The sequence below is a fragment of the Nitrobacter sp. MLSD-S21 genome (assembly GCF_058809865.1).
In genome coordinates this window covers 744,232-760,356 of the sequence record NZ_JBXASZ010000001.1, presented here as the reverse complement: position 1 = coordinate 760,356, position 16,125 = coordinate 744,232, and the positions used below count along the sequence as shown (strand labels likewise).

19 protein-coding genes and 2 pseudogenes are annotated in these 16,125 nt (G+C 55.8%); 9 read left to right on the top strand and 12 right to left on the bottom strand.

Annotation, left to right across the window (positions count from 1 at the left end):
• Positions 1-168: 168 nt before the first annotated feature.
• Together AC1RT6_RS03815 and AC1RT6_RS03810 are read left to right on the top strand one after the other, a co-directional pair.
• Complete coding sequence (locus AC1RT6_RS03815; RefSeq protein ID WP_472789741.1) at positions 169-471, top strand: HNH endonuclease signature motif containing protein; 303 nt, start codon at positions 169-171, stop codon at positions 469-471.
• Between the two features lie 102 nt (positions 472-573).
• Complete coding sequence (locus AC1RT6_RS03810) at positions 574-957, top strand: hypothetical protein (RefSeq protein ID WP_472789743.1); 384 nt, start codon at positions 574-576, stop codon at positions 955-957.
• 5 nt (positions 958-962) lie between these two features.
• Here the strand turns inward: AC1RT6_RS03810 and AC1RT6_RS03805 are convergent, their stop codons facing one another.
• The gene (locus AC1RT6_RS03805) at positions 963-1,415 is read right to left on the bottom strand and encodes a hypothetical protein (protein WP_472789745.1); all 453 of its coding nucleotides are present in this window, start codon (positions 1,413-1,415) and stop codon (positions 963-965) included.
• A gap of 636 nt (positions 1,416-2,051) precedes the next feature.
• Here AC1RT6_RS03805 and AC1RT6_RS03800 point away from each other — a divergent pair.
• Positions 2,052-2,393, top strand: coding sequence for a GPW/gp25 family protein (locus tag AC1RT6_RS03800; RefSeq protein ID WP_472789749.1), 342 nt, complete (start codon positions 2,052-2,054; stop codon positions 2,391-2,393).
• Between the two features lie 35 nt (positions 2,394-2,428).
• Here the strand turns inward: AC1RT6_RS03800 and AC1RT6_RS03795 are convergent, their stop codons facing one another.
• The 10 genes and pseudogenes from AC1RT6_RS03795 to AC1RT6_RS03750 form a co-directional block, all read right to left on the bottom strand.
• Positions 2,429-2,806 (bottom strand): hypothetical protein, encoded by a 378-nt coding sequence (locus tag AC1RT6_RS03795; protein ID WP_493029105.1) that lies wholly within the window; start codon positions 2,804-2,806, stop codon positions 2,429-2,431.
• A gap of 238 nt (positions 2,807-3,044) precedes the next feature.
• Positions 3,045-3,626: an HK97 family phage prohead protease gene (locus tag AC1RT6_RS03790; protein ID WP_472789753.1), complete on the bottom strand. Its 582-nt coding sequence runs from the start codon at positions 3,624-3,626 to the stop codon at positions 3,045-3,047.
• Positions 3,627-3,671: 45 nt separating this feature from the next.
• On the bottom strand, positions 3,672-4,976 hold the full coding sequence (locus tag AC1RT6_RS03785; RefSeq protein WP_472789755.1) for a phage major capsid protein: 1,305 nt from the start codon (positions 4,974-4,976) through the stop codon (positions 3,672-3,674).
• Position 4,977: 1 nt separating this feature from the next.
• Complete coding sequence (locus AC1RT6_RS03780; protein WP_472789756.1) at positions 4,978-5,397, bottom strand: hypothetical protein; 420 nt, start codon at positions 5,395-5,397, stop codon at positions 4,978-4,980.
• A 175-nt stretch (positions 5,398-5,572) separates the two neighbouring features.
• Positions 5,573-6,241, bottom strand: a complete 669-nt coding sequence (locus AC1RT6_RS03775; protein ID WP_472789758.1) for a hypothetical protein — start codon at positions 6,239-6,241, stop codon at positions 5,573-5,575.
• Between the two features lie 168 nt (positions 6,242-6,409).
• Positions 6,410-6,718 carry a hypothetical protein gene (locus tag AC1RT6_RS03770; RefSeq protein WP_472791563.1) on the bottom strand — a complete coding sequence of 103 codons (309 nt, stop codon included), beginning with the start codon at positions 6,716-6,718 and terminating at the stop codon, positions 6,410-6,412.
• A gap of 84 nt (positions 6,719-6,802) precedes the next feature.
• A pseudogene (locus tag AC1RT6_RS03765) lies at positions 6,803-6,937 on the bottom strand (hypothetical protein); the annotation flags it as partial.
• A complete protein-coding gene (locus AC1RT6_RS03760) occupies positions 6,879-8,135 on the bottom strand; it encodes a DUF3987 domain-containing protein (protein ID WP_493029102.1) in 1,257 nt (418 codons plus the stop codon). The gene AC1RT6_RS03760 and the pseudogene AC1RT6_RS03765, both read right to left, overlap by 59 nt.
• A gap of 289 nt (positions 8,136-8,424) precedes the next feature.
• Entirely contained in the window at positions 8,425-8,670 is a 246-nt protein-coding gene (locus AC1RT6_RS03755; protein WP_472789762.1) for a helix-turn-helix transcriptional regulator, read from the bottom strand.
• Between the two features lie 1,353 nt (positions 8,671-10,023).
• Positions 10,024-10,374: pseudogene (locus tag AC1RT6_RS03750) on the bottom strand (PRC-barrel domain-containing protein); the annotation flags it as partial.
• A 616-nt stretch (positions 10,375-10,990) separates the two neighbouring features.
• Between AC1RT6_RS03750 and AC1RT6_RS03745 the strand changes: the two are divergent.
• The 5 genes from AC1RT6_RS03745 (at position 10,991) to AC1RT6_RS03725 (ending at position 14,038) form a co-directional block, all read left to right on the top strand.
• On the top strand, positions 10,991-11,716 hold the full coding sequence (locus AC1RT6_RS03745) for a Crp/Fnr family transcriptional regulator (RefSeq protein WP_079446775.1): 726 nt from the start codon (positions 10,991-10,993) through the stop codon (positions 11,714-11,716).
• Positions 11,717-12,248: 532 nt separating this feature from the next.
• Entirely contained in the window at positions 12,249-12,371 is a 123-nt protein-coding gene (locus AC1RT6_RS03740; RefSeq protein ID WP_274533960.1) for a hypothetical protein, read from the top strand.
• 104 nt (positions 12,372-12,475) lie between these two features.
• On the top strand, positions 12,476-12,628 hold the full coding sequence (locus AC1RT6_RS03735; protein ID WP_079446777.1) for an aa3-type cytochrome c oxidase subunit IV: 153 nt from the start codon (positions 12,476-12,478) through the stop codon (positions 12,626-12,628).
• 337 nt (positions 12,629-12,965) lie between these two features.
• A complete protein-coding gene (locus AC1RT6_RS03730; protein WP_087881148.1) occupies positions 12,966-13,508 on the top strand; it encodes a chromate transporter in 543 nt (180 codons plus the stop codon).
• Entirely contained in the window at positions 13,505-14,038 is a 534-nt protein-coding gene (locus AC1RT6_RS03725; protein ID WP_079447013.1) for a chromate transporter, read from the top strand. The genes AC1RT6_RS03730 and AC1RT6_RS03725 overlap by 4 nt, the downstream gene beginning before the upstream one ends.
• A gap of 224 nt (positions 14,039-14,262) precedes the next feature.
• Here the strand turns inward: AC1RT6_RS03725 and AC1RT6_RS03720 are convergent, their stop codons facing one another.
• The gene (locus AC1RT6_RS03720; protein WP_079446779.1) at positions 14,263-14,670 is read right to left on the bottom strand and encodes a hypothetical protein; all 408 of its coding nucleotides are present in this window, start codon (positions 14,668-14,670) and stop codon (positions 14,263-14,265) included.
• A gap of 343 nt (positions 14,671-15,013) precedes the next feature.
• On the opposite strand from AC1RT6_RS03720, the gene AC1RT6_RS03715 reads away from it, so the two are divergent.
• Complete coding sequence (locus tag AC1RT6_RS03715; RefSeq protein WP_079446780.1) at positions 15,014-15,970, top strand: hypothetical protein; 957 nt, start codon at positions 15,014-15,016, stop codon at positions 15,968-15,970.
• Positions 15,971-16,125: the final 155 nt, after the last annotated feature.

Here is a 16,125-nt window from a genome sequence, read left to right as displayed (position 1 = left end):
CCGTCGCGCAGCGAAGCCATTAGGCGGTTGGTTGAGATGGGGCTTAAACGTACCCCGAAATAGCCGGGTAAAAAGCATTCAGCCCAGAAGCGAAATCTTGTTCACCTATCGTTTCCACTTGTAGAATGATTCTAATCGACGATTCGTCGAGCGACACTGGGGCAGAACATGAAACTTTTCGAGTCGGGTGCGATGGGCTTACTGGGCCTGGGTGAAGAGGCAAGGAAGGCGGCTGCGTGGAACAACGTAGCCCCGGCGACCGCCGCATTTGCAGTTGATTGCGATGGTCGCATGATAAGCCGCGCTGATTACGGCAAGCTCACCGAATACGGATGGGAAATCGATCACGTCCACCCGGTTGGTCTCGGCGGACCAGACCACATTTTCAATCTGCGAGCACGTCACTGGCGGGGCAACCGATCGGCTGGCGGCCTACTAGGCGGTCTGATGGGTCTTGGGCGCAACTTGTAAGCGGATCATTCCAGCTAATTGTCATATCGCCAGCCTGATGAGCCCTCGCGCTCGATTCGGATCTTACTAATGAAAGTGCTGTCGCGGTAAATGAGGGCAATAATGGATCTCAAAGACTTCGTAAAAGCTAGCCTCCAACAGATATTGGAAGGTGTTAAAGAGGCGCAAGCAAGCGATCCTGATGGCAATATTAATGCGAGTAACTACGGCGTTCCTGATGGCAAGAACGTGTTTTCCGCAAACGATCTCGGGATCTTCACGCTCGTTGAATTCGACGTTGCCGTTTCTGCAGAGACGTCCGGCAAGGGTGACGCTAACTTGAAAGTATTTGGCGTCGGGCTGGGTGGTGGCGGTGAACACAAGGCGGGAAGCGCCAACCGCATTGCCTTCGCAGTACCGGTCCGTCTACCGGATGGAGACAGGAAGCGAAAAGAAAAACGAGAGAGGCAAGAGACGAGATCCTTTAAACCGCCATCCGGATGGTAGGCGGTTTAAGGAAGCCACGACGAAAGTGTTCGGAGTTTATCGATTAAGTCAAAACCTATAAACTTGAGCAACAGATAAAGAGCGATCGTGCCGACCGCAAAAAATAGATTAGCAACGGCATTTACACCGACGTCCTTCCAAAACTTACCGCGAACAGCTTCCTTTAATGCGGATCGTACAGCTTCTTTTTTCTCTTCATCGGCATACGAAACTGCGAAGGTGGCGAGCATCCCAGCAGCCTTGTTCCAAGCAAGGTCTATCTGTCCGTCGTTCCATCCATCGTGGTAGATTTCAATGGTCGCCTGTGGGACGGGCGCGCCGATCTTCTCCTTCTGATCGATCAAAAAGTCGCGCTTACGCTCTTTATAAATCCCGTAGGCGATATAGGCGGTGATCAGGTCGTCTTCCTGTTGCGCCCTCGCCAGTATCCGTTCAAAAATCGGATTGTAATCCCCCAAGGAGCGTGACCTTTACTTGCCCTTTTTGGTCAACACCGACGCCGCCAGACTCTTTGCGGCTTTAAAGCGGCCTGCGTCTGCACTCCGGATTGTGATCGATCCGATTCGGCCACCCGCCTTCGTATTCGACACAATCGTTACGATCTTGCTTTGGGATGAGCCTAAGGTCGGCTTTGCACTCCAGCGGCTGCTCGTGTTTTCGCGCATTTTTCGTCTCCGATCCTTGAACAATAACATAGGTGTCCAGACCATCATAGCCAATATCAGAGACACGCTTTCAAGCCGACGAGACACAGCCTCCTCCGGGAGGGGCGCCTAATTCTGCTATGAACCTCCTGCCGAAAGCATAAAAGCCATGCCGGCAGCGACACCACGCTCGTAGTTTGTAGCGTTGGATGGCAGTAGATCAGACGCTGCGGCGGCAATCCGATATGCTGGGCCATTACAGGTTGAGGTAGCGTAGCACGCCGCCTCTAATCCGATAACAAGCGGGTCGGTGTATATCGCATCGGACATTCCGACGCGATCGAGAATTTTCTCGGGGTAGTAATTAAGGGTCGTTCCTGGGTTATTGTAGAGCATCATTTGACTCCTCGGTTAAAGGGGGACTAGTTCTGTTCTTAATGGAGCGAGAAAATGTCAGGAATCGACAGGAATACCGGCAAGCTCATTGAGGAGCCCGCCCACATAAGACAGGGTATAGAAACCATCCTGACCACCCCCATCGGAGCGCGAGTCATGAGCCGCGACTTCGGCTTTGACTGTATCGAAGATGACGGCATACCAAAACGCGGCGTGACTAAAGAGCAGGTCGAGCAATCCGCTCTGGCTGCGATCCGTAAGCAGGAACCACGTATCAGGGATGTTTCGGTCAAGTCGTCCTTCAGTGTGGACGGAACACTAACTGGAATTGAGGTTGGCTACTATGAGATCAAGACGGGCGATGCGGGGTCCGTGCTCGTGCAGTTCAATAAATAAATAGCCGCCCTCACGTCCTACTTGGCCACTCCAGCCTAAACCCTCACTTGCCTCAGCAGCTGCGCCGGCAACGCCGCCACGTCGACTCCAGGGATATGAGGCGGGACGTCGGCGTCTTTCTTATACCAATGAAAGTAACATTCGAACTTGTCGTGAATCGCGGCAATTGCCACCTTGCAGATTGCGCTGCGCAGCCAGTTCTGAAATTCAACCGATAGCTCGCCGTCGCTTCTCAATCGAGCCGCCACGATGCGGACCTTGGTGTTTTCGCTCCGAACTAACTTCAGGTTTTTGATGGTGAGTAGGCCAGGAATCACCGCGTCAAATTGAGCCAGCGCTCCTACTCCGTCTTGTGGCTGGAAGATTTCTATCGCCTTAAGCCTAATCCCGCGGCGAATGCGATCGCGCTCCATGTCATCAGTTTCCATCATCGCTTCACTCTTGATTTCCTATTCTACAAATGCGCGCTGCGTGCGCAGAACGAGAGAGCACGCTTGTCCTACCGACGAAATCGTTCGGTCTTCAAAATCATCAATGGTTCCAAAAGGAAGGAAGCGGCTCAGGAAAAAAACTGCAACGAGCGAGGAATCGGGCGTACGCGTACCCGCCCCTATCCGGGAGGGGCCAAAAGGAACCTAGACTAGGGGCGGGTCAGGAGGCCAGCCTCGCAGCCAGCGACTGCCGTAGCGCGACCCGCCGCGCCACCGCGCCACGCACTGCCACCCCACTGCGCACCTGCGCTCCTGCGTCAGCTGGTATTGTCACGATGCTGATCTCATGTGGGGTCCATCGTGTCACTGTTCGTACTGCAACATCATCGGCTCCGGTCGCGGGTTCGTCCGTATATTCGTCTTGAGAATATCCCACGCTCAAGTTGCGCACGATACCCTGCTCTATGAGCGCAAAAACCTCATCGGCCCGAGCACTGGTCCCAGTGTCTGGGAAGCGCAGCAACGCAACGCCCTTGCCGCTTGAGATCCAGGCCCGCTCAACAACTGCGAGCTGATCGGAGACGCCGCCAGCGCGATGGCCGTCGAGCACGGGCGCTCCAGCGTTGAGCCGAGATAGATCGACAGCTTTATCTGTGACCGCGAGGCGCTCCTCATACGGAGTCACCGTGTAGTCATCGAAATGGTGCCGGCGAACCGGCGCTCCGGTAGTCCAAACGACTTCGACTGTGCGCGCGGCAGGGTCCGCGGTGTTTCGTCGAAGCGCTTCAGTTCTTGTTTGCACAATTGTCCTCATAGAAACGGGCGGGCCGAAGCCCGCCCTTGAACGCTACACGCCCGGATTTTTCACAATTCCACGATGATCCAAAAAACCGGCTCCGAAATCTAAACGGACTCGCGTCTCAAGACCGTCAACGTCAAATCCGTGGCGGGTATCCAACTGCGGGCCGGACGCGCCTTCGAGATACGAATACTCAATCGACGGCACAGCGGCTGGATCGGCCGACACATACCAAGCCTTAGCGTCCGTCAATCGAGGCTCAACAATCAATGAAAGACGCTGCGCGAAGGGATTCACTTCATCGGTTGTCGCTGCCGCGAGCGAGGCTAAAAGCTGCTCTGCCTTTGTCTCTAGGGCTGCCGGGACCACGAGGAATTTAGGAGCGACGGCAATCGGTTCGCCCGCGAGTCCCTTTTGCATCCGTAGCGCGAGGCGTGCAGCAGAAAGCGAATCCACAGAAAGCGCAGCGGCGGTCAGGAAGTTTCCATGGCTGGCGTGAAAAACTGCGTTATTATCCGACATTACCGGATTGGACTCGAGCAGCTTCACAAGGAAATCCGCCTCAAATTCAGCCGACGCTGATCCCAGAACTCTGCCAATCGAGTCGAACGCACCAAGATCGTCGTTCACAAGGGCCTGGCGAGTAATCGCAAACACTTTACCAAAAGTGGCGACCCTATAACTCTCCGAACCTTCAGTCAGTGAGCCGCGCTTAAACTCTCCGTGTTCGTTGACCAATTCCAATTTCGGACCCGCCGAAAGTTGAATACTCGCTTTCGACTTGAAGTTTCTCGCCGTCGATTGCCGGGCGATTGCTTTGATTGCGGCTGGCGCGGCTGCGTATCCTGCACGCATCACCGCATGAGCGACGTCACCCATAATGATCGGGAAGTCCGAAGTGGTTGTAAACGCTCTGGTCAGGGCTTCGGCTTGAGACAAGCCGCCGGTTCGTTGGTGCTCAGACAACAGTGTCCGCGCGATCTCGGGAAGTGAGAGTCCAGCATAGCGCTCGGCTCCGGATAAAAGCGGCTGGCCCGGCACAGCGCGCGCGATAAGCGCGGACGCAATGGCGGCGCGGCGATCGTGCGTGGTCGCGTTTGCAGATACCATACTATCTATACGGACATCTGCGTCCGCAAAAGCCTGCAATAGCGCAGAGCGGCGCTTTTCGTTTCCGCCTGCGGAAGACAGCCCCAGCCGCTTCTCTTCCGGCTGAAAATGCCTCTCAAACTCGATCTGCTCGACCAGTTCAGCGTGCCTGGCTTCGATCTCAGCAACGTCGGATTCGGACATATCTGGAGTGATGGAATCCGCGAGTTTTTGCGCGCGCTTTATGAGCGTTTGGATGTTCAAGTTAGTGACTCCTATAGTGGGATAGCTTTGGCTCTAGTTTGAGCCAGATTTCGGAAAGATCGACTTCGACAACAACCGGTCCGTCGTGGATGTGTAGTTGGTCAAAAAGGTTCGGAAGAACGGGACGTCCGTGGCTGAAGGCGATCGCCAGAACAGATTTGACTGCCGAGGCGGTCAGTGTGACGTGGGCTAGAGACAGGTGTCGCAACACCGAAACCACGTAAGCCCCGTGCGCCGAAAGCAATCGGCGCGGGCCGGGTTTCACCGAAAGTTCGTAGCCAGCCGCGGCGGCAAGTGTGCACCAATACGTGGTAGTGTTTGGCGGCGTGCCGGTTAAGGCAGCGATTTCTTTCAGGGTGAAGGCCGGTTCTCTGAGCCATGCGGGCGCATCGATGCCGACCGTCACCGCGGGTCCGGTCATGCTTGTGTCCTTAGGTGTTGGGAATGGTGGGTTTTAAAAAACGCGCCAAAGCGCGTACGTCGGCTTAAGCCGGGAAAAGGGGTGCCAGTACATCCGTGGCATCGCTAAGTTTAACGAGGAACAAGAGCAATGAGGCTCTTACCTTATAAGTTCGGGGGGCAGGATTTTTTCGGTTTTAAGCAGCGACGCTCAAATATTTTTCAATTACCTGGTCAACATACTTTTCGGCCTTCGCTCGGCTCACACAGAGTGCATCCGCGATTTCTGTTGTGCTGGCACCGCTTGCGGCCATATCCATGAGAGCGCACACGGCGGTGCCTAGTTTGGCGCGAATGCGCTGGCAGTCGATGGCGGAAAGCCTTTTGTCTTCTTCCGAAGTGTCATCGACTGTCCAATCGGGGGTCGCCCCGGAGTGCTTGCGCACGAAGCCTGTCACGCCTGCAATCGGGCGCCACTCACCTTTGATAGGCTGGCCGTCATCGTCACGGGCTGTGACAATGAAAACCTCTTGAGTCGCTTCCCGATAGTGTTTGCCGGGTTCTTTTTTCTCCATCTCAACCGCCGCCATGATCGTATCGGCGTCGACAACGTCCCTCTCCGTGACCTCGGCATGGACCGTGCTTACGGCGACGTTGTCATTCGCGGCTGCGAGGCGCGGCAGTTGGTTTAATATCTGCCATCCTGCTAGGCCGCCCAGAAGGCGGACGTTGCCGGCCTTATGCAAGCGCTGGCCTTGAGGCCAGGAGCCTGCCTGATAGTTGCGTTCGCCCTGAGTGGCTTGCTCCGCTACTTGCCGGCGATGTTGCTCGGGAGTTCTGGGTCGGTTGTCGTTGTGATGGTGCATTGTCGTTTCCTCGTGGAAATCGCCGGCGGTACGGCTCTGAGTCCGACTGGCCGCGAGTGTCCCTTGCGCGCGTGAGTCAATAAGATTGAGATCGTCCCTTGATTATAAAAAGGGGTGGAATCTGCTCTAGTTGACGCGCGCGCAAGGGACACTTGGTGACACTTGCTGTTACTGCAGCGAGTCGGAAATGATCTTTCGCACCTTCTCTCGTTTTGCCTTCTCATTCTGGGCATGTTCCGCGAACAGTTTGTGGACTGATGGAAGAACCTGCCACATCGATGAGTCGCGCCGATGCGATGGCACAGGCTGTATCCAGCCGAAGGCATCTAGTTGTTCAAGAACCGCCCTGGCCTCGTCGTTATCCATTCCCCGCATCAGCCGGTCACCACGTCGGACTTCGCGGATCGTGATCGTATCCAGCTTATGCGCTAGAATGTAGCCTGCCGTTGCCAACACGTGATCGTGCCGGTCTGCCATGCCAAGAATATCGACGTAAAAGGCAACCGCATGAGGGAAGAGAAACTGCTCCAAGAACTCACTGGCGCGTCGAGCTGTGTCTTCCTTGATAATGGAGGCCGGCCGGCAGCCCTCGCTCTCGATGCAGTGAAAGACGATGCACAGGCGAGCGAAAAGGCCGTCATATTTTCCGAGATGCGAGGCGAGTTTCTTGTTTACTGACTCCCACGCGCATTGCATGTCGAAGTAACGCTGCGCGAGAACTTCGCAATTCCTGTGCGGCTTCATCGAATTGCAGTGGAACATCAATATACTTCCCAAGGCTTCCCTCTCCAGATGGCCGGCGTAGGCGCGTTAGGCGGGCAATCATCGCGTCGTACGCCGCGGTAGCCTCAGGCATCGGTTTATCGACACCCGCACCAGCAGCCCCTAGAACGATCGGAAATAGCCGCTGTAGCAAGCCGTCATCGTGCGCTTCTGACGCTAACGCGCGTATTGGTTCGGGTTGAATTCCGCCGAGCAAAGAGACGGAAAGATTCTCGATCAGGGCGGCACCGCGGCTGATGCGGTTTACCGTATACGGACCGCCGTTGAACGCCTGCAACCAGAAGCCCCGATCTTTCGCGGCGCCACGACCCGAAGAATATTTGTCCATGCTGCCGAACCATCCGGACAGTTCGTCCTGTAGGCACAAGACGCCATCTGGACTGTCCTTCAGGACCTCCTGCGCGGCTTCGATGGTAGTGTCCTCAAGACGTAAGCGAACGTGCTTTGGGGTCACAGTGTCTTTTTTAACGTCTGGAGATAGCGCATCATACTTTCGGCGCGCTTCTTGGTAGGACCTAAACAGATCGCGATCTATCCGCTTAAGCGGTGCAGCAGCGGCCGAGATCAGAGGCGACTTCTTCGTTGAAGGATCACCGATTGGCGCGACCCAAAGGCGGGCTGATTCCAACCAATTCGGATCATGACGCTTGACCCGAAGTTTGATAGAATCGGGAATTGCCGCTGCGCACACAGCGAGTGCCGCTGCGGCTAGGCCACCGGGATCGACTCCCATCAGCTCACCCTGAACCCTGGCGAACTCCTCGATGATCGGAGGCAACAGACCAAACGGAAGCGGCGGATGCGCGCGACGCTGCCAGAGGTCAACAGGTGCGCTTTCGGAGGCCATGTTGTCGTTGGCGGGTTGCGGTGCAGTGGACTCGATAATTTCCTTCGCGGCCATCGCCTGCCGCATCCATTCCATTATTTGTGGGTCGATATCCTCCTCGAATGCGACCCAGTTCTGGGTTGTCTCGCCGCGGCACGGGATTGTCGAAGGATCGATCCACTTGTAAGGCGTGGCGACGAAGGCGGGTTTTTTGGCCGCAGGCGGATTGATGGCGCTGGCGACGTTGTCGTCTCGGGTTTCAATCTTAGCTTGGGCGTCGGTCAAGGCACTCGCCTCCGCTAAGGGACTTTGAGATTTCCGCGATAGCAGCGCGATCGAACGCCGTGTTGCGCGCATATGCCCGCAAGCTGCCGTCGTTTGCCCGAACGATTTTGACGTCAAAAAGCCGGACGCCGGGAGCGGCCTCGATTTCAGCAAAACCGATTGTACCGCCGCCTGATGGCGCCGGTCGGTAACTTAGGATTTTCATAATGGGTCTCAGGTTTGGTTACGTCTTGCTCTCGGCGAAAAGGAAGGCCGATCGAGCGTAGTGGCTCGGCATAGCGCCGGGCTATCAGGCGGCCTTGGCGGCCGTCATCTTGACGTTGTCGTTGACCGGCCGCGAAGCGATCCTGTCGTTGATCCAGGACTCGACCTCTTCACGAACGAAGGCGATTCGCCGTGGGCCAAGCTCAACAGCCTCGACGAACACGCCGTCGTCGCGGAGGGCGTTTATCATGGAGCGCGACATACTGGTCATTGCGCAAACGGTCTTGATGGAGACCAGACGCGGCTGGTCGGCAGACGTTTTGGGAGACATCTAAAACCCTTTAGCAAGGGCTGCGGCTCGGCCGCGAAAGCGTTCGGCGGAAAGGGCCAATCACGCTGACAGCAACGGCATTGCCGTCACATATTGGTAGATAAGACTCGAAGCCGCCAATGACAATATAGGCCGCTCTCGCCTATTCATCGTTCCGGCCACGGTTAGCCAGTGGGAGAATTTCTTCAAGGATTTCAATGGAGGCATTGCTGGCTAACTTAACCAGCAATGCCTTGATAAGACTTGATAGTTGCTCTCCGCTAGGGAGCGCCAAAGGCCATTTCTCCCCCAGCTCCTAGCGCCGGTGTCTAATCATTTCCCTCGCGGACCTTACCGGTCCCACTCAGGGCGGTGGCTTCGCGGACGGGCCACGGGGAAACTGCTCTCGCAGCCATCACGCGCTACCATTCGCGTTTGTCACCTTTCGATTGCTTGAAGGGCAAATCTAAATCATACGAAGTTTCAATTGTCGGCGCGGGATGGTCATCAGGATGTACAGCCAAGCATACTTTAAACGACCATCGCTTTCACTATCGCAATAATATTCGCATTCTTATTGACGCACCCGCTTCAGCTATTGCTATCGGCGTTTGACTTAAATCTTAGCGGTGCAAGCCTCCTCCTCACGAAGGGTAGCTATCTATTTTATATCGAGAACCACTTGAACGGTTACGGCACGGAGTTGGATTTCTGGCTTCTCGAAATATTTGCCTGGCTTGCGCTTGCGGTTTGCTGCGGGCGGATTGTGGCTGGACTGTTGTCACCGCAGCTAATCAAGAGCTTTGGCAGCATAGTCGAGGGACTTCGAAAGTCCCATCGTTCATTTAGAGTATTGGTAGCGTCCAACGTGGTCATGGGCCTCGTGGGAATGATAGGCGCGTTGAACGCTAGCTCGGCGTATCACGCTAATCTGATGCGAGCCTTGATGCTCGCGTATCCACGAGTTTACATCTGCCTAAGCGCGATAATGTTTTGCTGGGCGTCGACATTTTTCGGAGAAGGAATATTGCTTCTCCGATACGTTCTGACCAAAAAGTGAGCCACCCGTATTGGAAAGCATAGGAATCCCGTGGAACGCCTCCGGGTCTCACCTCAGGCCAACATCTTGAAACCGCTCAGTCGTCTAGCTCCGCTAGGGAGCGCCAAAGGCCATTTCTCGCCTCAGCTCCTAGCGCCGGTGTCTAATCATTTCCCTCGCGGACCTTACCGGTCCCACTCAAGGCGGTGGCTTTGCGGACGGGGTACGGAGAAAACTGCTCTCGCAGCCGTCACGCCCTACCATTCGCGTTTGCTACCCTTAAAAATAGAGCCCGCAGCCTCACCAACCTTACCAAACCAGTGCTTGTCAGCAGAAAGGACTTCCTCGTTGTAGTAGTCGTCCAGTTCTGCGTACCTGGCGTTCCAATCGAAGATGGTCTCGGTACCGTGTTTCGGAGCGCCGTGCAGCCGGTTCTCGCTGATGTCGGAACGGTAACCGCCAAGCTCGGAATCAAATCGCAGCAGCTTCCAGGGGACCGGGAAATGGTCTTTGCCGATACCGAGAAATCCACCGAAACTGAGGACAGCGTAAGCGATTTCCCCGCTGGTCTTGTCGATCATGACACTTTCGATTTTACCAATCTTCTTGTTCTCAGCGCCGTAGACAGCTTTCCCCGACTCTTTATCGCTGGCGGTCAGATGGCCAGTTTCGTGATCGTTACTCATGGACATGCTCCTTTGCACAAGCATGTGCTGAGTAGACTAATCCGCCGACTGACCGTTCGTTCCCTATTTGGTCGGCCTGTCGCAGGGGTAAGGTCGCCTGCGAGTTTTTCGACGGGAAGTTTCGATAGGGTTGGTTCCCTGATGGCTAAACGGGGCGCTGCACTTGCACCCGGTCAGCCACGCGTATTGGAAAGCACAAGAATCCCGTGGAACGCCTCCGGGTCTCACCTCAGGCCAACGCCTTGAACGGCTCAGTCGTCTTGGTCCGCTAGGGAGCCGCCAATGATTTCAATAGGCTAGCTCGACAAGCCCGTTTCGTCTCCAATGGATGGCCAATAAACCGCTGTGTACACTTCTCACGGCACTGGCCATTGTCGAGCTAGCGATATGCAATGGGCGTTGCCGTTTACTGGTCGTCAGCTCAGAAATCGCTCGCGTGCAATCACCGCTCGTCGCTCAAACTATTCAGATTGCGGTAGCGCAACAATTCAGGTTCGCCTTTGCGCGATCGCAAAGACAGAAAGATTTATGGGATGCAGGATCCGTCCGGAGAACCGACAGCTGAAAAGAGACGGTGTCTCGGCGCTGCAGACGATTATCCTCAAGCTAGAGCAGTATGAACCCGCCCCGGAAGGACATCCATAACTCTAATGTGCCGAAGCTCTGTCGGAGCTGTGATGTACGGCACAAGGGTATGTGCGGCGCGCTCAATGCCGACGAATTGGTGAATTTCGCCAAATTCACGCGTGTCGTAAAGGTATCCGCCGGCGAGGTTCTCTTACAGGAGCAAGGACCGATCAGATCCTATGCCAATGTCATGCGCGGCGTGCTCAAGCTGACCAAGACTCTGGCCGATGGTCGCCAACAAATCGTCGGACTTCAATTCGCGCCCGATTTCGTCGGACGACTTCATCAAGAGGAGAGTTTTGTTCGGGTCGAAGCCTGTTCGGATGTTGAGATCTGCAGCATAACCAGGAGCGCGCTGCGGAAGATGCTCGAAGAAAATCCGGCCCTCGAAGCAAAACTGCTGCACCAAGCCCTTCGCGAGGTCGATCAGGGTCGCGAGTGGATGCTGGCGCTTGGACGCAAGACGGCACGCGAAAAGGTAGCCAGCTTTCTTATGATGATGGTTCGGCAGATCGATCCGTTTGCAGGAGGCGACGGCGTCACGGCTTTCGATCTTCCGCTTTCGCGCGCCGAAATTGGCGACTTTCTCGGCTTGACGATTGGAACGGTTTCGCGCGAGCTCACGCGGCTGCGGCGAGCTGGAGTGATTCAAATTTCCTCGCACCGCCACATCGACATTCTGGATCTCGAAGCGCTTCGCCAATGTGTCGGTTAAACGGAACGGTCCTCGCGCGGGAGCCTTATATGGCGCCATAACCCGCCTTGGTCTCGTGAAGGAGCATGGGTCGAAACGGCGGCCGGTTATCGCCCGCATCAGCTTCTATCGAGCCGTTCATGACGCTGCGCCGCCGCCGATCGGTGAGCGGCGGTCGACACGGTTCAAGGTAAGCGAGCCGCAGCCGAAAAAGAAAGGCCCAGCGCCGTGAAGCGTCGGGCCGAGTCAGAGAAGGAACGGGCCCAGGGCGGGCCTGGATATCGCCGGGGTCTCTACCGGCAATTCACTCGTTTAACATGCCTGCTATTTTTATAGTTTGTTCTAGATCAATAAGGCGCTGCGCCCACTCCAGCGCCAAGCCGAACCCCAGCATCAGCAACGCCGCAGCGCATAGTGCGAAGAGATATCCATTCCTGGGTCTGACCGCCCGGAGCATCTGTGTGAGAGAATAACGGCGTCTTTGCGCTAGATGAAAAACATGCGCGTGATTGAATGTATTCTTGGCTTGTCGAAAGCAAAACGGGAGATCGACATGCCAACCGACACAATCATTGTGACCGCATTCGTTGCCGGCGTCATAGCCATATTCTCGCTAGCTTTAGCTTATGGCGAGCGTCAGACCGAGAGCCGCCGGCGCGAACACCCGCCAGCGTAAGCTCGCAGAACTGCATGAATTGGCGGTGACCGCGGGCAGGTATATCGGTCTCACCGGTCACCGTCGTGAGAGACGCAAGATCAACCGTAACTGGGAAGCTTGACATGTCTGATCATGGCGAATTGACGTACTCGACTGCGGAAGGAATGGATTATCCGGCGCACGAGGAAACGTATAAGTCCTTCATCAAATTGGGGACGATCGGTGCCGCGGTTGTGATCACCGTCGTTGTGTTGTTGGCGATTTTCCTCCTCTAATCCCTTCGCCCCATTCAAAACCCGCCGGAGCCCCCGCACCGGCGGGTTTTGCGCACCGAAAACTAATCCGCGCCGCGCAGCCGCTTCATCGTGAACTCGATCTCGACGACCGGCAGCTCCAGGGAGCGCCAACGGCTAACTTGCCCTTTGTTTTCCTTAGCGCCCTACCCCTCGCGTTTGTGACCGCTGAATAGCCGTAGCTTGAAACCCACCGGGAGTTCTGATTAGTTTGTGCATGCCTCACGGCCTGCCGTAAGCAGGTGTGAAACTCTCCGGCACGACGGAAACGGGCTTGTCTTAATCTGGCGTACTAGGCGCCCAAGCGGTCGTGTCGTGCATGTCGATGAATCAACCAACACTCAAGCAACTCGCTGGTGTTTTCGCGCGCTATGCCAACTTCACGCTCGGCGGAGGAAGCGCGACAACGGCCGTCATACACAGTGAGGTCGTTGCAAAACGGCGATGGATTAGCGAAGAGCAATTCGCGCTGTCATTCGCCCTTGGTCGGCTAACGCCCGGCACCAATGTTCTTGCCTTCTGTGTCGGTGTCGGCTGGATGTTGCGACGATGGTCCGGTGCGGTAGTGACGTTGCTGGCATCCTCCATCCCCTGCACTTCGTTCGTGGTGATCATCACCATTCTATTTTCCCAATGGCAAGAAAACGCATTCGCTCAGGCGGCGATCAAGGGCGCGGTTGCAGCGGCCGTCGCGGTTACGGTGAAGACGGTTTGGACCATCGCGCATCCGTACTTCAAGACGGGTAAACGACTGCGCGTGATCCTGATTGGTGCGAGCGCGTTCCTTTTGAATGTTGTCGTCGGCATCTCGCCCATTTACGTGCTGGTCATCGCCGCCGTCGTGGGATGCTTCCTGCCATGAATATACTGGTGCTTTATCTTGTGCTCTTGAAGGGCACGGTGACCTCCTTTGCAGGACTCGCGTCGTTGCCGGTCATCCAAGAGGCACTGGTGAATCACTATCATGTCCTTACCAATGAGCAGCTCAACGAAGCCGTCGTCATTACCCGCAGTTCGCCGGGACCTGTCGGACTCTATATCGTGAGCGTCGGATATTTTGCGGCAGGGATTCCGGGGGCCGTCGCTGGATGGCTTGCTATGATTACGCCTGCGCTCCTCATCATTCCGCTGGTTCACTTCGTGGGCTGCAGAATGGAACACTCACGCGTCAAATCGATCTTGCAAACGGTTGTGATCGCGAGTGCTGGGCTACTGTTAGCTGCGGCGATTCCGCTGGGGCATGACGGCTTGACAGGTCCCATTACCATCGCCATTGCGGCTGTCTGCTTCGTTCTTTTGCTGGCGACGAAACTCGATACGCTATGGATGATGCTTGGAGCCGCGCTGATATCGCTTGCTGCGTCGTCTGTAGGGTTGGTCGCCTATCTCTGAAGCTAAACCAGGATGCTGTACTGGCACCCCGAATGCTTTCGGGTCTCATTTCAGGCGAACATCCTGAAACCGCTTAATCTCCTGGTCCGCTAGGGACTGCGGCCCTTAAGTCTCGCCGATTCATTTGGTGACGCCAGCTGAGATGCCTTGAGGTCCGCACGCAACGCTACTGTCATAGACATGACCAACCACCATCGTTCGCCACCATGTTGCCGTCCGGACAGTCACATCGGGCAGCGAAAATATGGCGTTTCCACCGGTACCGGCTCCTTTGAGCTAAGTGTGATCTTGTTTTCTCCGGAGATTTTCACGTCGAACTCCATGTCCGATACCGCGATGCCGTCCGAGCACGCTGCAATCACTCGCACATCCCGCCCGTCATCGTGCAATGATTTGATGGTGCATTTTTGAAATGTGCCGGTTATTTGCTTTCCATGAACGATTATACCGCCCGCGTGGAGATCAGCATCTTGCTTGAAAGCAAGCTTGTTATTCTTTTTGGTAAATATGTCACCGCAGGTCGAGGAATCAATCGCCCAAGCTCCGTTCAAATCCGCAGCCTCTGTCGAAGCCGATTGCGCAACGAGCAATACTAACAGCGCTAACAGCACCAACGGGTTGATGGTTCTCATGCAACTCTCCGATCTACTGGTCAGTTGGCTATCCAGCACCCGACGTGACCTTTGCCGATCATCGGAGTGCGATAGCGGACCTTTTCGTTGATCTAAGTCAATAAACTGTAGCGTCATCAGTTTCGCTAGCTGTTGCGGGCCCCAATTGCGCCACCGATGATTGACGCGCGCGTAGCCGTAACCCGCCTCCCCGATTTCGCACTATAGTATGCACAGCATAACTGCATTTCATATGCGCGCGTAGTCTTCCCCCGACAATCATACAGTGAGGCGTGGATGTTGATTTCTGATAGGTTGACAGTTTCTATATGGGATAGGGATCGGCTCCGCTGGACGAGGGACGATGAAAATCACGCTGGACATTTCCAAGCTTGTTGAGGAAGGCAAGCTAACGAGCGAGGAAGCCGAAAAGCTCACGAAGCTCGCTGCACATGATACAATCTCTCTCGGCATCAACATCCTCGTCGGGTTCGCTGTCGTCGCTATTGCGGCGGGTGCGGTCGCGCTGGCGCCTGCGCCGTTGACGGCGATTAGCTTCGGGCTCACACTTTTTGTCGCAGGTTGCGTAATTGCGCTTAATCGCGTGCAGCATTGGATGATTTTCGGGCAGATTTGCCTTGTCATCGGCGCACTGATGTTAGGCGGCGGCGCTATCGCCTATCGTGCCGACCTCCTTGCCACCATGCTGATTGTCACGGGTGTTTTCTGCCTCGCAGCTATCATCGCTCGCTCCAGCCTCTTGATGGCGCTGGCGGTGCTGGCCGCTTCGGCTTGCCTGGGAGCACGCACGGGTTATAGCCACGCCAGTTATTCGCTAGCCATTTTCGAACCGACGCTCACCGTGGTCGTGTTTTCTATGGTGGCCCTGATCGCGTATCGAGCCTCGCGACGTCTGCCAGCCGAATATGCGCGGCTCGCGGTCACAGCCGCGCGAACCTCGCTGCTGTTGATCAATTTCGGCTTCTGGATCGGCTCACTATGGGGCGATCCACTGATGCTGATACGTTCGCTCGCTGCCAAGGACGTATCCTCGACGCTCATGACCAAACCCGTCATTCCGGCCATGGCATTCAGCGTGATGTGGGCGGTGGCATTGCTCGGTGCTGGATTCTGGGCCGTTCGGGCAAATCGACGCTGGTTGGTCAACCTCGTCGCCGTCTTCAGCGGTATTCATTTCTATACTCAATGGTTTGAGCGACTCGGGGCTACGCCGTTGTCGGTGCTGCTGGGCGGGCTGGTGATGCTGGCAAGCGCCCTCGCGCTTTGGTTGTTTAACCGACGTGTCGCAAATAGTTCGTAGCGGGTTGCGACGCGCCTGAACTGCTTCAGCTAGCTTAAGAAGCGCTCGATGATGTTGTGCTTCTTGTTGAGACTGGCGTCGTAAGATGCCGTTCTTTTCAGTTTCGCTTTGGCGGAATGACGACGGTAGCTTGCACTGCGTCCGAGGGCGAAGTT